This is a genomic window from Pseudomonas sp. NBRC 111139 (assembly GCF_001753955.1).
GTDB lineage: Bacteria > Pseudomonadota > Gammaproteobacteria > Pseudomonadales > Pseudomonadaceae > Aquipseudomonas > Aquipseudomonas alloputida.
This window is the reverse complement of record NZ_BCBP01000027.1, coordinates 15,836-33,973: the sequence shown is the minus strand read 5'-3', so window position 1 is coordinate 33,973 and position 18,138 is coordinate 15,836. Positions and strand designations below refer to the sequence as shown.

The following is an 18,138-nucleotide window of genomic DNA, read 5'->3' as shown; positions in this document are numbered from 1 at the left end:
TTCCTGTGTCGGCCTGGCAGACGAGCGGCCCCTTGCCAACCTGTTGCACACCCTCCATAAACAACACATGAACCTGCCCGCCAAACACCACCCGGTGCTCGAGCTGTTCCACCCTGCCGTCAGCACCTGGTTCCGCCGCCGCTTCGCCACGGTCACCGATGCCCAGGCACAGGCCTGGCCGTTGATCCACGCCGGGCAATCCATGCTGCTGGCCGCGCCGACCGGCTCAGGCAAGACCCTGAGCGCTTTTCTGGCCGTGCTAGATGAGCTGCTGCGTGAAGGCATGAAGCACCAGGGCGAACTGCCCGCACAGACACTGGTGATCTACGTTTCACCTCTGAAGGCCCTGTCCAATGACATTCGTCTGAACCTGCAGGCCCCGCTCGAAGGCATCAGCCAAGCCATTGCAGAGCAAGGCCTGAACGCCCCACGCATCACCACGGCGGTACGCACCGGCGATACTCCGCAGAAGGAACGCGCCGCCATGCGCAAGCTGGCCCCGCACATTCTGGTGACGACCCCCGAATCGCTTTACGTGCTGATGGGCTCGGCGTCTGGCCGTGAAGGCCTGGCCTATGTGCACACGGTAATCGTCGACGAAATCCATGCCTTGGCCGGTAACAAGCGTGGCGCCCATCTGGCCCTGACCTTGGAGCGCCTGCAAGCCTTGTGCAAAAAGCCACTGCGGCGGATCGGCCTGTCCGCTACCCAACGCCCGGTCGAACGGGTGGCGCAGTTTCTGGTGGGTAGCGGGCGCCCCTGCGCCATTGTCGATATCGGCCATGCCCGCAAGCGTGACCTGGCCATCGAAGTGCCGCCGGTACCGTTGGGGGCGGTGATGGCCACTGATGTCTGGGGCCTGGTGTATGACCGCTTGGCCACCCTTGCCCGTGAACACCGCACCACGCTGGTATTCGTCAATACCCGGCGCCTGGCCGAACGTATCACCCGCCACCTCAGCGACCGGCTGGGCAAGGAGGCGGTTGCCGCACACCATGGCAGCCTGTCCAAAGCGCTGCGCCTGGATGCGGAGCAGCGGCTCAAGAGCGGCCAGCTCCAGGTGCTGGTCGCGACCGCATCGCTGGAGCTTGGCATTGATATCGGCGATATCGACCTGGTCTGCCAGATCGCCTCGCCGGGCTCGATTGCCGGCTTCCTGCAACGGGTTGGCCGCGCTGGACACCAGGTCGATGGTGTGCCGAAGGGGCGCCTGTTCCCCACCTCACGCGATGACCTGATCGAATGCGTTGCCTTGCTTGACTGCGTTCGACAGGGCGAACTGGACGCACTGCACATCCCCCGGGCACCGCTGGATGTGCTGGCCCAGCAGATCGTCGCAGAAGCCAGCAACCAGGCCTGGCACGAACAGGATCTGCTGGATTGCCTGCGCCAGGCCACACCTTACGCCGAGCTTGACCAGCACCATTACCAGGCCCTGCTGCGCATGCTCGCCGAGGGCTACAACGGCCGCCAGGGTGTGCGCAGTGCCTACTTGCACCGTGACGCAGTGAGCGGCACGCTGCGTGGCCGACGTGGCAGCCAACTGACCGCGCTGACCAGCGGCGGCACCATCCCCGACAACGCCGACTACGCCGTGTTGCTGGAACCGCAGGCGCTGAACATCGGCAGCGTCAATGAAGACTTTGCCGTGGAAAGCATTGCCGGCGATATTTTCCAGCTGGGCAACGCCTCCTATCGCATTCTGCGCGTCGAGCCGGGCCGGGTGCGGGTAGAGGATGCTCATGGCCTGCCACCGACCATTCCGTTCTGGCTGGGTGAAGCGCCGGGGCGCAGTGACGAGCTGTCTGCCGCCGTGGCCCGGCTGCAGGCGCGAATCGACCAGCAACTGGCGCAGGCAGGCGGCGACACGGTGGAGGTACTGGCCTGGTTGCAGGCGACCTTCGAACTGGACGAAGCTTGTGCGGGCCAGTTGCTCGACTACCTGGCCCGCACCCGTGAAGTGCTTGGCGCCCTGCCCTCGCAGGATACGCTGGTGATGGAACGTTTTTTCGATGAGTCCGGCGGGACCCAACTGATCATTCATTCACCCTACGGTAGCCGCATCAACCGCGCCTGGGGCCTGGCCCTGCGCAAGCGCTTCTGCCGCACCTTCAACTTCGAACTGCAGGCTGCCGCCAGCGAGGACGCCATCGTGCTGTCTCTGTCGACCAGCCACAGTTTCGAGCTGGACGAAGTGTGGCGTTACCTGAACAGCCGCAGCGCCGAGCCGATTCTCATCCAGGCCCTGCTCGATGCACCGCTGTTTGGCGTGCGCTGGCGCTGGAATGCAGGCGTGGCCATGGCACTGCCGCGCTTTGTGGGCGGACGCAAGGTGGCGCCACAAATCCAGCGCATGAAGAGTGAGGACCTGGTTGCCGCCGTGTTCCCCGACCAGATCGGCTGCCTGGAAAACATCGTCGGCGAGCGGCAGATTCCCGACCATCCGCTGGTCGAGCAAACCCTTGACGATTGCCTGCACGAGGCAATGGACAGCGAAGGCTGGCTAGCCCTGCTGCGGCGCATGGAAAGCGGTGCAGTGCGCTTGCTGTGCAGGGATTTGCCCGCCCCCTCGCCGCTGGCTTCAGCGATTCTCAATGCCCGGCCTTATGCCTTTCTGGACGATGCGCCACTGGAAGAACGACGTACCCAGGCGGTACTCAACCGGCGCTGGAACGACGTGCACAGTAGCGACGACCTGGGCGCGCTGGACGCTGATGCCATTGCTGCCGTAGCGGCCGAGGCCTGGCCACAGCCGGCCAATCCCGACGAAATGCACGAAGCATTGATGAGCCTGGGTGCCATCGGTCAGGTCGAGGTAGATGCCAACCCCTGCTGGGATGTGCTGCTAAGGCAGCTGGCCAAGGCCGGGCGTGCCTTGCGCCTGCCCGATGACAAGCTCTGGTTGGCCCGCGAACGCCTGAATCTGCTGCTGGCACTGTACCCCACAGCGCACAGGGAGCCAGCGCTCGAACGGCTCGCTGGCTTCGACCAGCCCATCGAGCCCGACAACGCACTGAGCGAACTGCTGCGCGCCCGCCTGAGCGGCCATGGCCCACAGACCCTGGCGCAAATCGCTGCGCCATTGGGCAAACCGGTAACCGATATCGAACAGGCGCTGGCCCGCCTGGAAGCCGAAGGCTATGTGCTGCGCGGGCATTTCAGCCCAGGTGCAACTGACTTGCAATGGTGCGAACGCCACTTGCTGGCGCGCATCCACCGCTACACGGTCAAACGCCTGCGCCGCGAGATCGAACCGGTCAGCCTGCAAGACTTCATGCGCTTTCTGTTCGATTGGCAGCACCTGGCGCCTGACGAGCGCCTGCGTGGTCCGCAGGCGGTGGCCGAAGTGCTGGGCCAGTTACAAGGGTTCCCCAGCGCCGCAGCGGCCTGGGAGGCGGAACTGCTGCCGGCGCGTATCAAAGACTACAGTCCGCACTGGCTCGACGAAGCCTGCCGAAGCGGCCAGTTTGCCTGGAGCCGGCTGGCGGCAACAGTGGCGAGCAGCACGTTGACCAGTACCCCACTGGTGTTGCTGCCGCGGGACCAGTTGAACACGTGGCGCAGCCTGGCGCCCGCACCTGCTGTCGACGCCCTTGGCCTACGTGCGCAACGTGTGCACGAAGCGCTGAAAACCCAGGGTGCGCTGTTCTTCGATGAACTGGCACATGAGGCACACCTGCTGCCCAGTGAACTGGAAACTGCACTGCAGGAGCTGGTGGGCTCGGGCCTGGCCGGGGCGGACAGTTTCACTGGCTTGCGCAGCCTGATAACGCCTGCAACCAAGCGCAGCTCACGTAACAGCCGCCGAGGCCACCCGCCGCTTTCCAGCAGCATGGCGCATGCCGGACGTTGGGCCCTGCTGCGCCGCAGCGATGCGCCACCGGATCACGACCAGCGCCTGGAGCACATTGCCCGCACGCTGCTGCGCCGCTATGGCGTGATCTGCTGGCGGCTGTTGGCGCGCGAGAGTGATGTACTGCCGCCCTGGCGTGAGCTGCTGCGCTGCTATCACCGATTGGAAGCGCGTGGCGAGATCCGGGGCGGGCGCTTCATTGCCGGGCTGGCCGGTGAACAGTTCGCCTTGCCTGAGGCGGTAGTATTGCTGCGGCAAGTGAGACGACGTGAACCGGACGGAACGCTGCAGGTGGTGAGCGCCGGTGACCCGCTGAACCTGATCGGCTCGTTGCTGCCCGGGGCGAAAGTGCCGGCAGTGATTGGCAACCGGCTTCTGTATCGCGACGGGATACCGGTGGCGGTGCGGATGGCCGGGCGTTACGCGTATCTGGTCGAGGCGTCCGCACAGGAGCAGGAAAGCTGGCGGCAAAAACTGCTGCGCGCCCCCCTGTAGGAGCGGGTTTACCCGCGAATACGGTAGCGGCGGCAACGCTGACCGGCGGGTGGAAATTGGCCAGCAGGCCCGGCCCCTTCGCGGGTAAACCCGCGCCTACGACGGCCTGCGCCCAATCATCAATGTGTGTCCACCACCGATCTGCGTTGCGACCAGGCAATTTGGCTCGGGTCGAGAATGATTTTCGCTACCCCAATTTTATTTTGCAGTGCCCGGCAACTTGGCTATGGTCGGGGTTTGCCCCCAGGCCCTGAGCCTGACCGCGCCATCGCAAGGACCCTGTATGAGCCTGTCACTTCTCAGTCGTTATGCCTTCTTCGCCGCCTGTGTGCTGTTCACCCTGGCGAGCCTCCCCTTCAGCCACCACGAATGGTTGTGGCCGTTCACCCTGACCACAGGCATTCTCAGCCTGATCGGCCTGTTCGACCTGCTGCAGCAGCGCCACGCCGTCCGCCGCAACTACCCGGTTCTTGGCAACATCCGCTATCTGGTCGAGGCCATTCGCCCGGAAATCCGCCAATACCTGCTGGAGTCCGACAGCGATGCCCTGCCCTTCTCTCGCGCCCAGCGTTCGCTGGTGTATGCCCGGGCGAAGAACGAAGCCTCGGACAAACCTTTCGGCACCCTGATCGACGTATATGAATCCGGTTTCGAGTTCATCGGCCACTCCATGCGCCCGGCACCGCTGGCCGACCCGGCCAGCTTCCGCGTCATCGTCGGTGGGCCGCAGTGCAGCCAGCCGTACTCCGCGTCGATCTTCAACATTTCGGCCATGAGTTTCGGCTCACTCAGCGCCAATGCCATCCGTGCGCTCAACCAGGGCTCCAAACTGGGCAATTTCCACCATGACACCGGCGAGGGCAGCATCAGCCCCTACCATCGCGAGCACGGTGGTGACCTGGTGTGGGAACTGGGCAGCGGCTACTTCGGGTGCCGCACGCCAGATGGGCGCTTCGATCCCGAACGTTTCGCCGCCCAGGCGCGCAGCCCTCAGGTGCGCATGATCGAGATCAAGATGAGCCAGGGTGCCAAGCCTGGCCATGGCGGCATACTGCCCAAACACAAGGTCACCCAGGAAATTGCCGAAACCCGTGGCGTGCTGATGGGCGAGGATTGCATCTCACCGTCGCGCCACAGCGCCTTCTCGACACCGATCGAAATGATGCAGTTCATCGCCCAGTTGCGTGAGCTGTCCGGTGGCAAGCCAGTGGGGTTCAAGTTCTGCCTGGGCCACCCGTGGGAATTCATGGGCATCGCCAAGGCCATGCTGGAAACCGGCATCCTGCCCGACTTCATCGTCGTCGATGGCAAGGAAGGCGGCACCGGCGCAGCGCCCGTGGAGTTCACCGACCATATCGGCGTGCCACTGCGTGAAGGCCTGCTGTTCGTGCACAACACCCTGGTCGGCCTGAACCTGCGCGACAAGATCAAGCTGGGCGCCAGCGGCAAGATTGTCAGCGCCTTCGACATCGCCAGCGTGCTGGCCATTGGCGCCGACTGGGCCAACTCGGCACGCGGCTTCATGTTCGCCATCGGCTGCATCCAGTCGCAAAGCTGCCACACCAACAAGTGCCCGACCGGTGTGGCCACGCAAGATCCGCTACGCCAGCGTGCGCTGGTGGTGCCCGACAAAGCCCAGCGGGTGCTGAACTTCCATCACAACACGTTGCGTGCCTTGGCAGAAATGCTGGCGGCGGCCGGCCTGGAGCATCCGGCACAACTGGAGGCCAAGCACCTGGTGCGGCGCATTTCAGCCACCGAGATCAAGCTGTTCTCGCAGATGCATGTGTTTTTGAAGCCAGGTGAGCTGCTGACCGGCGAGGTGAACGGGCAGTTCTATTCGCGGATGTGGCAACTGGCCCGGGCGGACAGTTTCGAGCCGCACAGCGAAGTGGCGGCCTGAGAGAACGCTGGGGCCGCAAAGCGGCCCCACGTCAGGTCAGGAGGCGGTACTCGTCACACCTTGTGCGTCTTTCGGCGCCAGGCGGAACGTGTAATACAGCACTGTCAGCAACACTAGGAACGCCGGGCCGATGTACAGGGCCACACGCGTGTCCTCGAAGTACGCCATCAGCCCGACCACCAGCACCAGGAAGGCCAGTGCCAGATACGAGCTCAGCGGCCACAGCCACATGCGGTACTTCAGTGCCTTGCGCTCGGCCGTGGTAAGACCGGCACGGAACTTCAGCTGCGCCAGCAAGATCATCACCCAGGTCCAGATCGCACCGAAGGTGGCGATCGAGGTCACCCAGACGAAGACCTTTTCTGGCACCAGGTAGTTGGCCAGCACGCCCAGCAGCAACGCGCCGATCGACAGCAGCAGCGCATTGCGTGGCACGCCGTTCTTCGAGGTGCGGGCAAAGGCCGCCGGCGCCTGGCCGTTCTGCGCCAGGCTATAGAGCATGCGCCCGGTGCTGAAGATGCCGCCGTTGCACGACGAAAGCGCCGCCGTGATGACCACGAAATTGATGATGCCGGCAGCGGTCTTGATGCCGAGGCGCTCGAAGGTCATGACGAACGGGCTGCCCTGGCTACCGATTTCGTTCCACGGATAAATCGACAGGATCACGAACAACGCGCCGACGTAGAACAGCAGGATGCGCCAGAACACCGAGCCGATGGCCTGGGGAATGGTCTTTTGCGGGTTGCGTGCTTCACCGGCGGTGAGGCCGATCATTTCCACACCCAGATAGGCGAACATCACCATCTGCAGCGACATCAGCACGCCGGTCACGCCATTGGGCATGAAGCCGCCGTTGCTCCACAGGTTGGAGATCCCCACTGCCACACCGTCATTGCCAAAGCCGAAGGCAATGATGCCGATGCCGCCAAGCACCATGGCGATGATGGTGACGATCTTGATCAGCGCGAACCAGAACTCGAACTCACCAAAAGCCTTCACCGCCACCAGGTTGACCGCGCCCATGCTGCCCAGCGCCGCCAGGGCCCAGATCCAGCGCGGAACGTCGGGGAACCAGATGCCCATGTAGATGGCCACTGCCGTGATTTCGGCAACACAGGTCACCAGCCACAGGAACCAGTAGTTCCAGCCGGTCAGGAAGCCTGCCAATGGGCCGAGGTAATCCTGGGCATAACGGCTGAACGAGCCGGCGACGGGGTTGTGCACGGCCATTTCACCAAGGGCGCGCATGATCACCAGGATGGCCAGGCCGCCGATGATGTAGGACAACATGATGGCCGGACCGGCCATTTCGATCGCCTTGGCCGAACCGAGGAAAAGACCGACACCGATACAGGCGCCCAGCGCCATCAGGCGGATGTGCCGTTCGCCCAGTTCACGCTTGAGCGGGCCGCCTTCTGTGGCCTGGCCGTGGGCAGAGTGGTTGCCGACTGGCATAGCAATACAACCTCATTTTGTTATTGGATTTGACCTTCGTGCCGCCGCGACCAAGCCGATAGGCGTGGCATTGGCTTGCCAGGCTGGCCTTGTGGACCGGCCCGTATGCCGGAGTAGAGCGCCCGGCAAGGCGAAGGGGGCGAGCAGTATAGGAAGACCGTTGTAGGAGTTTTCACTGTATATATGCAGAAATTTGGCTAGAACTCTGGGGCCGCTACCCGCCCCAAAAATCGCCGGGGCACCATAGCAACATCGGCCGTTGAAGGAACCCACACCAAAGCCGCATAGCCCCTCACCACTTTCCTTCTTCTTACAAATTTTTCACCCTATCCACTCAACGTCTAAGCTTCAGACAAGCAAGACGAAAATACTTGGCCGGATAGAAGACTATGGGCGCACTGTGGCAATCGGAACCAAGCAGAACGGAAGCACCCGAGATACCTCCGGCCGAGACGCCACAACCCAAGTCCCCCCGTCAGCGTCGGCTATGGTGGCGGCTGATCATCCTCATCCTGCTGGTGGCACTGGTAGCCATAGGTGTTGCCGCGTATGACGAATTCCGTACCTCTGAACTGCAATCGCGCGAGTTCAGCAAACTGGCCGGTACACTGACCTATTCACTGCAACCCGGTCCCAGCGATGCCATCATCTACCCCGGTGATGGGCCGTTCGACAAACGCCTGGGCTACAGCGCCCTGGGTGAATTCCTGCCACGCCTGCTCAAGCGCGACTACCTCATCAGTGAACAGGTGAAGTTCTCACCCGCATTGATGAACTACGTCGATCATGGGCTGTTCGCGCCCTATATCGAGAAAATCCAGGCCGGCCTGTCGATCACCGACTGCCGCGGCGACACGCTGTACCAGTACAACTACCCCCAGCACCTGTACCCGGACTTTGCAGCGATCCCTCCCGTGATGGTCAACAGCTTGCTGTTCATCGAAAACCGCGACCTGCTGGATACCCAGGACCCACGTAACAACCCGGCAGTGGACTGGCCACGCTTTGCCAAGGCCGCCTACAGTCAGGTCGCCAAGTACCTGGCCCTGCCCGGCCAGTCTGCCGGCGGCAGCACCCTGGCCACGCAGCTGGAGAAATATCGCCACTCACCCGACGGCCTGACGGTGTCGGGCGCAGAGAAAATCCGGCAGATGATTTCTGCCAGCGTGCGTGCCTACCAGGGCGGCCCCGACACCACCGAGGCACGCCAGCGCATCGTGCGTGACTACCTCAACAGCGTACCGCTGTCGGCTGTGCCTGGGCATGGTGAGGTACATGGCATGGCCGAGGGCCTGCGGGTGTGGTACGGCGCCGACTTCGACCAGGTCAACCAGGCCCTGAACGCCACCGCCACCGACCCCGAGAGCATGGCCGCACGCGGCCTGGCCCTGCGCCAGGTGCTGTCGCTGATGATTGCCCAACGCCGCCCCTCGCATTACTTGTCCAAGGGCCGGGTCGAGCTGGCCGAACTGACCGACGCGCACATCCGCGTGCTCGCCGCCAACAAGGTCATCGATCAGCCACTGGCCGATGCCGCGCTGGCCAGCAAGGCGGTGTACCGCGACTGGGTCGCGCAGCCGACCATCGTACCGATCATTACCAACAAGGGCATCAGCCTGGCACGCAACCGCCTGTCGGCCATGCTCAATCGCCCGCTGTACGACCTCGACCGCCTCGACCTGTCAGCCACCAGTACCTTGCAGGCCGACCTGCAGTTGCAGATCAGCCAGTACCTGAAAAACCTTGCCGACCCGGAGTTTGCCGCACAGATCGGCCTGATCGGCGAGCGGCTGCTCACTGCCAAGACCACCGACCAGGTGAGCTACAGCTTCACCTTGTTCGAACGCACCGCCGATGGCTCGCGGGTCCGGGTGCAGACCGACAGCACCAACCAGCCCTTCGACATCAACGAAGGCAGCAAGCTGGAGCTGGGCTCAACCGCCAAGCTGCGGGTACTGACCACCTACCTTGAAATTATCGCCGAGCTGCACGACAAGTACGCCGGCAAACCTGCCGCCGAGCTGAAGAAGGTCGAAGTGGCCGAACTCGACCGTATCACGCAATGGTCGCTGGAATGGCTGGCGCTGAACAGCAAGAACCAGAGCCTTGACGCCATGCTCGACGCCGCGCTCGAGCGCAAGTACTCGGCCAACACCGGCGAAGCGTTTTTCACCGGTGGCGGGATGCATGTATTCAACAACTTCCGCAAGGAAGACAACAACCGCAACCCGACACTCAAGGATGCACTGCGCGAGTCGATCAACCTGCCGTTCATCCGCCTGATGCGCGACCTGGTGCGCTACGTGACTTACCAGCAGCCGTACAACCGCGTGCCGCTGCTCAAGGACGATGCCGACCCGCGCCGCCAGGAATACCTTGCGCGCTTTGCCGACAAGGAAGGCACCAACTACCTGATGCGCTTCTGGAAGAAGTACCAGCGTAAAACCTCGCAACAACGCCTGGACACCTTCCTCGACAGCATGCGCGTGACCCCGCAGCGGTTGGCGGCGGTACACCGCTACCTGTTCCCCGAGGCAGGCCAGGAAACCTTCAACGCCTTCGTGCGTGCCCACCTCAAGGGCGACAAGGCCGTGTTGGGCAAACTGACCGATGGCCGTCTGTCAGAGATGTACGCAGCTTACGGCCCCGGCAAGTACGACCTGCCTGATCAGGGTTACATCGCCAAGGTCCACCCGCTGGACCTGTGGCTGCTTGGCTACCTGCTGAAGAATCCAAGCTCGACACTGACCGAGATGATCAACGCCAGTCGTTTCGAACGCCAGGAGGTATACGGCTGGCTGTTCAAGAGCCGCTACCAGGGCGCCCGTGACAGCCGCATCCGCACCATGGTCGAAATCGAAGCCTTCCTCGACATCCACCAACGCTGGAAACGCGTGGGCTATCCATTCGACCACCTGGTGCCCTCATTGGCCACCGCCATCGGCAGCTCCGGCGACCGCCCCGCTGCCCTCTCCGAACTGGTCGGGATCATCCAGAACGACGGTGTTCGCCTGCCGACCCTGCGCATCGACACCCTGCACTTCGCAGCCAACACACCCTACGAGACCAAGTTGATCACAGACCCGGACCGGGGCGTGCGAATTCTGCCAGTCGAAGTGGCGCGTGCACTCAAAGGCGCCATGTCGCAAGTGGTCGATGCAGGTACCGCGCGGCGTATTTCCGGCAGCTTCAAGCTGCAGGACGGCACCCCACTGGTGATGGGCGGCAAGACCGGTACCGGCGACAACCGAATCGAGAGCTTTGGCGCCGGCGGCCGGCTGATCGGCTCGCGCTCGCTAAACCGCACCGCCACCTTCGTGTTCTTCCTCGGCGACAACCATTTCGGCACGCTGACCGCCTTCGTGCCGGGTCGCACGGCAGAAGCGTTCAAATTTACTTCGGCGCTGCCAGTGCAGGTGCTCAAGGGCATGGCACCGATCCTCATGCCATACCTGCAGCCTGGCAATCCGAATGAGTGCAAGCCGCCACAGGTTGCCCTGCACACACCACCACCGACAGGGAACACATCGACGCAGTAGATGATAATCATGAGCATTAAAGGGCTTGTCTTTAGATATATCTTGAGTAATATCTTAAGATATATCGCAAACGACGGAGCCCTATCCTTATGCGCGAACATCCCCCTCATGATCCCTTCGAGCGGCGCCCCGCCCGTGGCGAGCGCGGCCCGCGTGTCTTCGCCCCGGGTGACCTCAAGCTGCTGATGCTGGACTTGCTGGCCGAGCAGCCCGGCCACGGTTACGACCTGATCCGCCAGATCGAAAATCTGTTCGACGGCAGCTACAGCCCAAGCCCTGGAGTGATCTACCCCACGCTGAACTTCCTCGAAGAGGCCGAACTGATCAGCGGCCAGGTACAAGGCAGCAAACGCCTCTACGCCATCACCGATGCCGGCCGCAGCGCCTTGGCGGATCAGGCAATAGCCCTGGATGGCGTGCGCATGCGCATCGAGGTCAGCAAACGCGCCCTGCGCGGCCACGACCGCCCGCCAGAGATTCATGAAGCGGTCGGCAACCTGCGCCATGCACTGCACATGCACAGCGGCCGCTGGACAGTGGAAGAAATCGAACGGGTCCGTGACCTGCTCAACCATACCGCCAAGGCCATCGCCTCCGGGCCCACCGAACCTTTCAGGGAGACGCCCCATGAGTGACACCATTCACCGCGTAAACCACGAGATCCGCCAGCGCCGTCTGCAGGTGCTGCGGGTCACCGAGCTGACCCCGCGCATGCGCCGCATCACCCTGGGGGGTGCCGAGCTGCAAGGCTTTACCAGCGTGGGCAGCGACGACCATATCAAGCTGCTGTTCGCCGAAACGCCGGAGCAACAACAGGCCATCGAGGCCCGCAACCTGGGCAAGGACGGTGGCGCGCGGCCCACCATGCGCGAGTACACACCACGGCGCATCGACCTGGTGGCACATGAGCTGGACATCGACTTCGTGCTGCACGGCGACGGCCCTGCCTCTACCTGGGCCGCGCAAGCCGCGCCCGGGCAAACCCTGGACATCGCAGGGCCACGGGCCTCGCTGGTGGTGCCGGATATTTTCGACAGCTACCTGCTGATCGGTGATGAAACTGCCATCCCGGCCATTGGCCGTCGGCTGGAGGAGTTGCCGGCGGGCCGCCAGGTGCTGGCAGTCATCCAGATCGAAGACGAGCACGAGCGCCAGCCGCTGCCAAGCAAGGCGCAGGTGGAAGTGATCTGGGTACGTCGCCAAGGGGAAGACTTGTTGGAGCTGGTGCGGAACCTGAGCTTGCCGCAAGGCCAGCTGTATGCCTGGGTAGCGCTGGAAAAAGCCCTGACTCGCCAGGCCAAGGCGTTGTTGCTGGAGAAAGGGGTAAAGGAAGACGCGCTAAAGGCTGCAGCCTACTGGCGGGCCAACGGGACTGCCGACGACGAGTGATCGTGATTGCCTGATCTGCCGTCTTCGCGGGCAAGCCCGCTCCTACACTGATCGGGGATGGACACAACTCGGCGGTTGGACACAAATCGGTGGTTGGGCACAAATCGGTGGTTGGGCACAAATCGGTGGTTGGACACAAATCGGCGGTTGGGCACAAATCGGCGGTTGGACACAGGCCGTTGTAGGAGCGGGTTCACCCGCGAACACCGGCGCAGCCGGTGCCACGCAACGCGCCGCCTGCTTCGCGGGTATGCACCATCGATACGACCAAGCGCTTCAGCCCCGAGCACCTCAGAAAAGCTCGACCGCTCGCAGCGTACCTACAGGAGGCCGCGCCACGTTGTTGCTTACCAACGAAGGTCTCGCTGCCCCGCCAAGGCCTGCGGCCCAAGCCATTGGGCCCCACGCAACAATGGCGTCAACTGCGCTTCAGGCTGCAGCTGGAACACCACCTGCGCCTGGCGTCCTGGCAGGTCGGCATCCACGGCCAGTTGATGTTGCCCTTGCTGCGCCAACTGCCCGCGCAGGTGCCAGCCACTGCGGCAATCCATTTCCAGCCAGCCGTGCCCAAGGCCTAGGGACCAAGGGTCGCTCAGGGCAAGGTCGGTTACGATCACGCGGCCTTCACTGGCCTGGCATTGGCGCCCTGTCCCCTGCATCCTCAACACACCCTGCCACTGGCCGGCCAGGCGGTAATCCGTCGAGACCGTCGCCAAAGGCCCCTTGGCTGATGCCTCCAGCCGCCAACGCCAGGGCCAGCCTTCTGCACGCAACTGCCAGGCCTGCCCCTGGAACCCCACTTGCGCATTCGCCTGCAAGCGCCAGGGCTGCAGCGTCCAGCGCAAAGGCCCGACCGGCCCCCATTGTTGTGCCTGCCCTTGCCAGAGGCTTCCACCGACATCGCGTACCGGCAGGCCGAACGCACGCACCACCCAATTGGCCGGAAGCTCGATAAACAGCGTGAGCACGAATACCAGTAACACCCAGGCCATTGCTGCACTGCGGCTCATGGCTGCACCACCAGATCAAATCGCAAACCCTTGCCCTGCTGCTCCAGTCCCCATTGCAACGGCAGTGCGCCTTCTGCACGCAGGCTCTGCACCCAGCCTTGCAGCATGCGCTCATCGGCCACCTGCCCGCGCAGTTGCCAGGCCTTGCCTTGCGTATCGACTTCGGTCAGTTCAACCCCACGGGCCTGGGCCGACTGACGTAGCCGCTCCAGGTTCAAACCGGGCCCGCCTTGCAGGCTGGCCGCCTGTTCGGCCAGCACACGCCACTGGCCAAGCACGCGCCATTGCGCAACGCCTTCGCGCAGGGCCAGGAAGGCCAGCAGCAGGGCGATCAGTCCCCAGGCGAACGTGAAGCGATGACGCTGTAGCCAGTCCCGGTTCATGAGGCTGCTCCCAGGTCGAAGATCACTTGGCCTTCTTGAACCTGCACTGTGGCGCCAGCGGCAGCCGCCATATCACGCCATGGCGGCGCACTGCCCTCGCCCTCCAGGCGCAGGTGCCAACGCTGACCATCGAAGCGCACCGCTTGCAGGCGCAAGCCGGGGTTGGCACGCAGCCAGGTCTGCAAGCGAGCCTGCAGGTCGTCTAGCTGACGTGTACGCAGTTGCTGCTGCAGTACGCTCTCGCGCAGGCGCTTGAGGGCCTGTGCCGCGTGCCGAGGGCTGGCCTGCTCGCCGGTCACGGCAACGACCTGGTTGCGCCAGAGTTGCGCCTGACGCCATTGCTGGCTCACCCACAGGCCACCCCAAACGGTGGCCAGCACCAGGCAAGCTGCCAGCAGCCGCTGCTGCTGGCGGGACGCCGCCGGCAACGAGCGCACCTTGCGGGCGCGGTCGAACAGGCCGGGCAGTGTGTCGAGCGGCGCAAATACGGTTGGCCAATTGCCGCTCAGCGACGTCTTGTGCAGCCCTGCCCACGGTGGCTGCGGCACGCCACCCAAGGCATCAGGCCACGCCAGCCAGTGCTCCTGTCCATCTTCGGCCAAGCCTTTGTAGAGCAACATGCCGGGGGTGCGTTGCCATTGCCAGGCGCATCCTGGCTCGGGCGATGGCAGCAGCTGCAGCTCCGCCCAGCAACGTACCGTCTGCAAGCCCCATTCGGCACATTGGCCACGCCAGTCATCCAGCTGCTGACGCGCCACTACCAGCAGACGAAGGTACCCGGGTTCACGGGCCAGGCAAGCACAGGCCACCTCATGCGGGGCCTGCAGCAAGCGATCCTCAAGCAGCAAAGGCCACTCTTCGCGCTTGAGCCCGGGCGGGGCCGGCACGCGAAAATGGCTGCACGCCTCGGCAGGCAGGACCAGCGCAACATGGGCCTGCGGGTTGGCCGGTGGCTCGCCCTGCCCCTGGCTTTGCAAAATACCGTCCTGGACCAGCGCCCAATGCCAGACAGTACCCGGGCGCACCAGCAGCCACGCCTGGGCCGGCATACGCCGCCGCCATTCAAGTTTCATGAGCGCCCCCATGGAAGGGCGAAGGTGCAGACATAGGGGGCTCCATCACGCAGCAGTTCCAGACGCACACCACGGCCTGGGTGCACCGGTTGGTCAGAAGGCCAGGCCAGCCAGCGGCCGCCCTGGTAGTACAGAACGTTCATGGCGCTGACCTGGTCGAGTCGTTCGCGCTGTACCCAGCGCGGGGCGACAGCGGCGTACAAGTCCGCCGAGCTTTCCAGCAGCAGGCGTTGCTCGCGGGCCTCGAACCGCAGGCGCTGGCGTTGCAGGCGCGAGCCACCTTCGGCTGCCGGCAGGCCGGTGCTGGCGACCCACAGCAACTGGTTGCTGGCGGGCTGCCAGTCCAGCCAACGGCTGGCCAGCGGCAGACGCTGGTCATAGACACGGCGCAACACCGGGCTGTCGAAGCGCCGCTCCAGGGCCAGGCAAAAGTCCAGCACCGAGGTTTGCCGAATGGTGTCCTGCAGGCGTTCGCGCACCTTCAGCCAGCCGTTGACCAGGGCGGCCAGCATGATGCCGAGCACGGCTGTCAGGGCCAGCGCGACCATCAGTTCGATCAGGGTCAGGCCGGTTTGGCGGTGTTTCATGGGCGCTCCAGAAACACGGTGTACTGGCCCAACGGCAAGCGCTGGTCGCGGTCGGCGAACAGCTGTAGCTCGCCACGGCGCAGGTCTCGCACGCCAGTGCGGCGCAGTTGCAGTTGCCAGTGACACCGTTGGCCACCTTGGCCGAGCTCGCCGGCTACCTGGTTTTCGGCAGGCCAGTACTGCTCGACGGCAAAGCGGGCTTGCAGCTCACGCGCGCACAGCAGGCCAAGGCGGTGCTGTTGCAGGTTGTCCTGAACGGCCAGCCGCTGGCGCAGCACCTGGCTGGTGATCACCGCCAGCACGGCAGCGATTGCCAGGGCTACGGTCACCTCCAGCAGAGTGAAACCACGCTGTGCTTGCTTCATGGCACGACCCACATGCCATCGGTGCGGCTCCAGGCCCATTGCTGACTGCCATCGGCCCAGCGCCAGCGCACACTACCCGCCTGCGCCCAGCCATGCGGCGTGAACAGCACGCGCGGTTGCGGGCTGGCCGGCCAGTCCGGGTGCAGGCCCTTGGGCCAGTCGCCGAGCGGGACCGCTTCGACCACCCAGGCATTGCCCTCGCGGCGGACGAACTCCGGGCGCTGGCCATTCCAGCGCAACCCGCGCAGTTGCCCCGCATGCCGGGCCAGCGCGGCCTGGCCGCGGACCTCGACCGCCAGCCGTTGCAGGGCCTGCTCGACACTGGCCTGGCCGTTGCCAAGGCCGGCCACCGCCAGCCCGGTCATCAGCCCGGCAATGGCCAGTACCACCAACAGTTCGATCAGGCTGAAGCCGCGCTGATGACGCACCGTTACAGCGCCCAGTTACCCAGGTCGGCATCCTGGCCTTCGCCACCCGGCAGGCCATCGGCACCCAGCGAGTACACATCGACCCGGCCATGTTCGCCGGGCATGCGGTACTGGTACGGGGTGCCCCACGGGTCCTCCGGCAGGCGACGCACGTAGCCATCACTGCGCCAGGCCCGAGGCACTGGCTCCTGAGCCGGCTTTTTCACCAGCGCGGCCAGGCCCTGTTCGCTGCTGGGGAAGCGCAGGTTGTCCAGCCGGTACATGTCCAGCGCCTGCTCCAGAGTGGCCAGGTCGGCCATCACCTTCTGCTTCATGGCCTTGTCCTGGTTGCCCAGCACGCTGGGCGCGACCACGGCGATCAGCAGGCCGATGATGAAGATCACCACCATGATCTCCATGAGGGTGAAGCCGCGTTGGCGGTTACGTCGATGCTGCATGGCAATACTCCTTGTCGTCACAATTGCAGGCCCTGGTTGAGTTGCATGATCGGCAGCAGCACCGCCAGCACGATGAACAGCACCACGGCGCCCATCACCAGGATCATCAGGGGTTCGAACAGCGCCATGGCGGTATCGACCTGGCGGGCAAAGCCGCGCTCCTGGTCGTCGGCCACGCGCTCGAGCATGTCCGCCAGGGTGCCGCTGGCCTCGCCGCTGCCGACCATGTTCACCAGCAGCGGCGGGAATTGCTGGCTGGCATCCAGCGCACGGTGCAGGCTGGTGCCGCCCTGCACGTGTTGGCGCACCTGCTCCATGGCCAGGCGGATACGCCGGTTGCCGATGGTTTCGGTGGCCACTTGCAAGGCTTCGAGCAGGGCCACGCCACTGCCACAGAGAATCGCCAGGCTGCGCGCCAGGCGCGCGCTCTCCAGCACCTGCAGCAGGTTGCCAATACGCGGCAGGCGCAGCAGCAGCTGGTCGCGACGCAGGCACCAGTGCGGTTTGCGCAACAACCAGCCAGCCAGCCCCCCGAGCAACAGCGCCACCCCTAACAACCACGGCCCGGCGTGCACCAGCCCCTGGCTCAGGCCGATCAGCAGCGAGGTGATCAGCGGCAGGCTTTGCCCGGCGTGGGCGAATTGCTCGGTGAGTTTGGGCACGACGAACGTCATCAGGCCCATCACCACGGCCAGCGACACACCCATCAGCACAGCGGGGTAGATCAGCGCTGTGCGGGCCTTGTGTTGCTGGCGTTGCACCTGCTCCAGGTGGTCGGCCAAGCGGGTCAGCACCTGGGCCAGGTGCCCGGAACGTTCGCCGGCCTCGACCAGCGCGCAGTACAGGCCAGTGAACGGTGCACCCTGCCGGGCCAGGCTGCGGGCCAGGCCCAGGCCTTCGGCCAGCGAGCCGCGCAAGGCCACCAGCACACTGTGCAAGGCGGGCTGACGCAGTTGCCGTTCAAGGGTGGCAAGGGCATCGACCAAGGGAATGCCGGCCCCGGTCAAGGTGGCCAGCTGACGGGTCAGCTCACACAGCTGGGCGCGGCTCAGGCGCTGGCGACGGGGTTGTCGGCTGCCGGCTTCATGACGCTGCAACTGGCGGGCGAACAGGCCCTGCTCGCGCAACAGCTGGCGGGCGTGGCGTTCACTGTCAGCCTGCACGCTGGCCTTGTGCGATTTGCCGGCGAGGTCAACGGCCTGGTAGCGATAGGTCGGCATG

Annotated in this window: 14 protein-coding genes; 5 read left to right on the top strand and 9 right to left on the bottom strand. The window is 64.4% G+C overall.

Going from position 1 to position 18,138, the window contains the following annotated elements; all coding sequences use genetic code 11:
- Window positions 1-67: 67 nt before the first annotated feature.
- Complete coding sequence (locus tag BJQ17_RS09955) at window positions 68-4,348, top strand: DEAD/DEAH box helicase (RefSeq protein ID WP_070095976.1); 4,281 nt, start codon at window positions 68-70, stop codon at window positions 4,346-4,348.
- Window positions 4,349-4,631: 283 nt separating this feature from the next.
- Window positions 4,632-6,251, top strand: a complete 1,620-nt coding sequence (locus BJQ17_RS09950; RefSeq protein ID WP_070095975.1) for an FMN-binding glutamate synthase family protein — start codon at window positions 4,632-4,634, stop codon at window positions 6,249-6,251.
- A 36-nt stretch (window positions 6,252-6,287) separates the two neighbouring features.
- Here BJQ17_RS09950 and BJQ17_RS09945 read toward each other — a convergent pair whose 3' ends face one another.
- On the bottom strand, window positions 6,288-7,706 hold the full coding sequence (locus tag BJQ17_RS09945) for an amino acid permease (protein ID WP_003254987.1): 1,419 nt from the start codon (window positions 7,704-7,706) through the stop codon (window positions 6,288-6,290).
- A 389-nt stretch (window positions 7,707-8,095) separates the two neighbouring features.
- On the opposite strand from BJQ17_RS09945, the gene BJQ17_RS09940 reads away from it, so the two are divergent.
- The 3 genes from BJQ17_RS09940 to BJQ17_RS09930 all read left to right on the top strand — a co-directional run bounded on the left by BJQ17_RS09940 (window position 8,096) and on the right by BJQ17_RS09930 (window position 12,634).
- A complete protein-coding gene (locus tag BJQ17_RS09940; RefSeq protein WP_070095974.1) occupies window positions 8,096-11,245 on the top strand; it encodes a transglycosylase domain-containing protein in 3,150 nt (1,049 codons plus the stop codon).
- Between the two features lie 89 nt (window positions 11,246-11,334).
- On the top strand, window positions 11,335-11,880 hold the full coding sequence (locus BJQ17_RS09935; RefSeq protein ID WP_070095973.1) for a PadR family transcriptional regulator: 546 nt from the start codon (window positions 11,335-11,337) through the stop codon (window positions 11,878-11,880).
- The gene (locus BJQ17_RS09930; RefSeq protein WP_012051379.1) at window positions 11,873-12,634 is read left to right on the top strand and encodes a siderophore-interacting protein; all 762 of its coding nucleotides are present in this window, start codon (window positions 11,873-11,875) and stop codon (window positions 12,632-12,634) included. Before BJQ17_RS09935 ends, BJQ17_RS09930 begins: the two co-directional genes overlap by 8 nt.
- Window positions 12,635-12,981: 347 nt before the next feature.
- Here the strand turns inward: BJQ17_RS09930 and BJQ17_RS09925 are convergent, their stop codons facing one another.
- Genes BJQ17_RS09925 through gspF form a run of 8 tightly spaced genes read right to left on the bottom strand, consistent with a single transcriptional unit; the run spans window position 12,982 to window position 18,137 of the window.
- On the bottom strand, window positions 12,982-13,644 hold the full coding sequence (locus tag BJQ17_RS09925) for a hypothetical protein (protein ID WP_003254991.1): 663 nt from the start codon (window positions 13,642-13,644) through the stop codon (window positions 12,982-12,984).
- Window positions 13,641-14,027 (bottom strand): type II secretion system protein GspM, encoded by a 387-nt coding sequence (gspM, locus tag BJQ17_RS09920; protein WP_003254992.1) that lies wholly within the window; start codon window positions 14,025-14,027, stop codon window positions 13,641-13,643. The genes BJQ17_RS09925 and gspM overlap by 4 nt, the downstream gene beginning before the upstream one ends.
- Entirely contained in the window at window positions 14,024-15,100 is a 1,077-nt protein-coding gene (gene gspL, locus BJQ17_RS09915) for a type II secretion system protein GspL (RefSeq protein WP_033726038.1), read from the bottom strand. The genes gspM and gspL overlap by 4 nt, the downstream gene beginning before the upstream one ends.
- The gene (locus tag BJQ17_RS09910) at window positions 15,097-15,687 is read right to left on the bottom strand and encodes a type II secretion system protein (protein WP_003254994.1); all 591 of its coding nucleotides are present in this window, start codon (window positions 15,685-15,687) and stop codon (window positions 15,097-15,099) included. Before BJQ17_RS09910 ends, gspL begins: the two co-directional genes overlap by 4 nt.
- Complete coding sequence (locus BJQ17_RS09905) at window positions 15,684-16,052, bottom strand: type II secretion system protein GspI (RefSeq protein WP_003254995.1); 369 nt, start codon at window positions 16,050-16,052, stop codon at window positions 15,684-15,686. Before BJQ17_RS09905 ends, BJQ17_RS09910 begins: the two co-directional genes overlap by 4 nt.
- Window positions 16,049-16,480, bottom strand: coding sequence for a type II secretion system minor pseudopilin GspH (gene gspH / locus BJQ17_RS09900; protein WP_003254996.1), 432 nt, complete (start codon window positions 16,478-16,480; stop codon window positions 16,049-16,051). The genes BJQ17_RS09905 and gspH overlap by 4 nt, the downstream gene beginning before the upstream one ends.
- A 2-nt stretch (window positions 16,481-16,482) precedes the next feature.
- Window positions 16,483-16,917: a type II secretion system major pseudopilin GspG gene (gspG, locus tag BJQ17_RS09895; RefSeq protein ID WP_004575677.1), complete on the bottom strand. Its 435-nt coding sequence runs from the start codon at window positions 16,915-16,917 to the stop codon at window positions 16,483-16,485.
- A gap of 17 nt (window positions 16,918-16,934) precedes the next feature.
- Window positions 16,935-18,137 (bottom strand): type II secretion system inner membrane protein GspF, encoded by a 1,203-nt coding sequence (gene gspF / locus BJQ17_RS09890; protein ID WP_004575678.1) that lies wholly within the window; start codon window positions 18,135-18,137, stop codon window positions 16,935-16,937.
- Window position 18,138 lies beyond the last annotated feature (1 nt).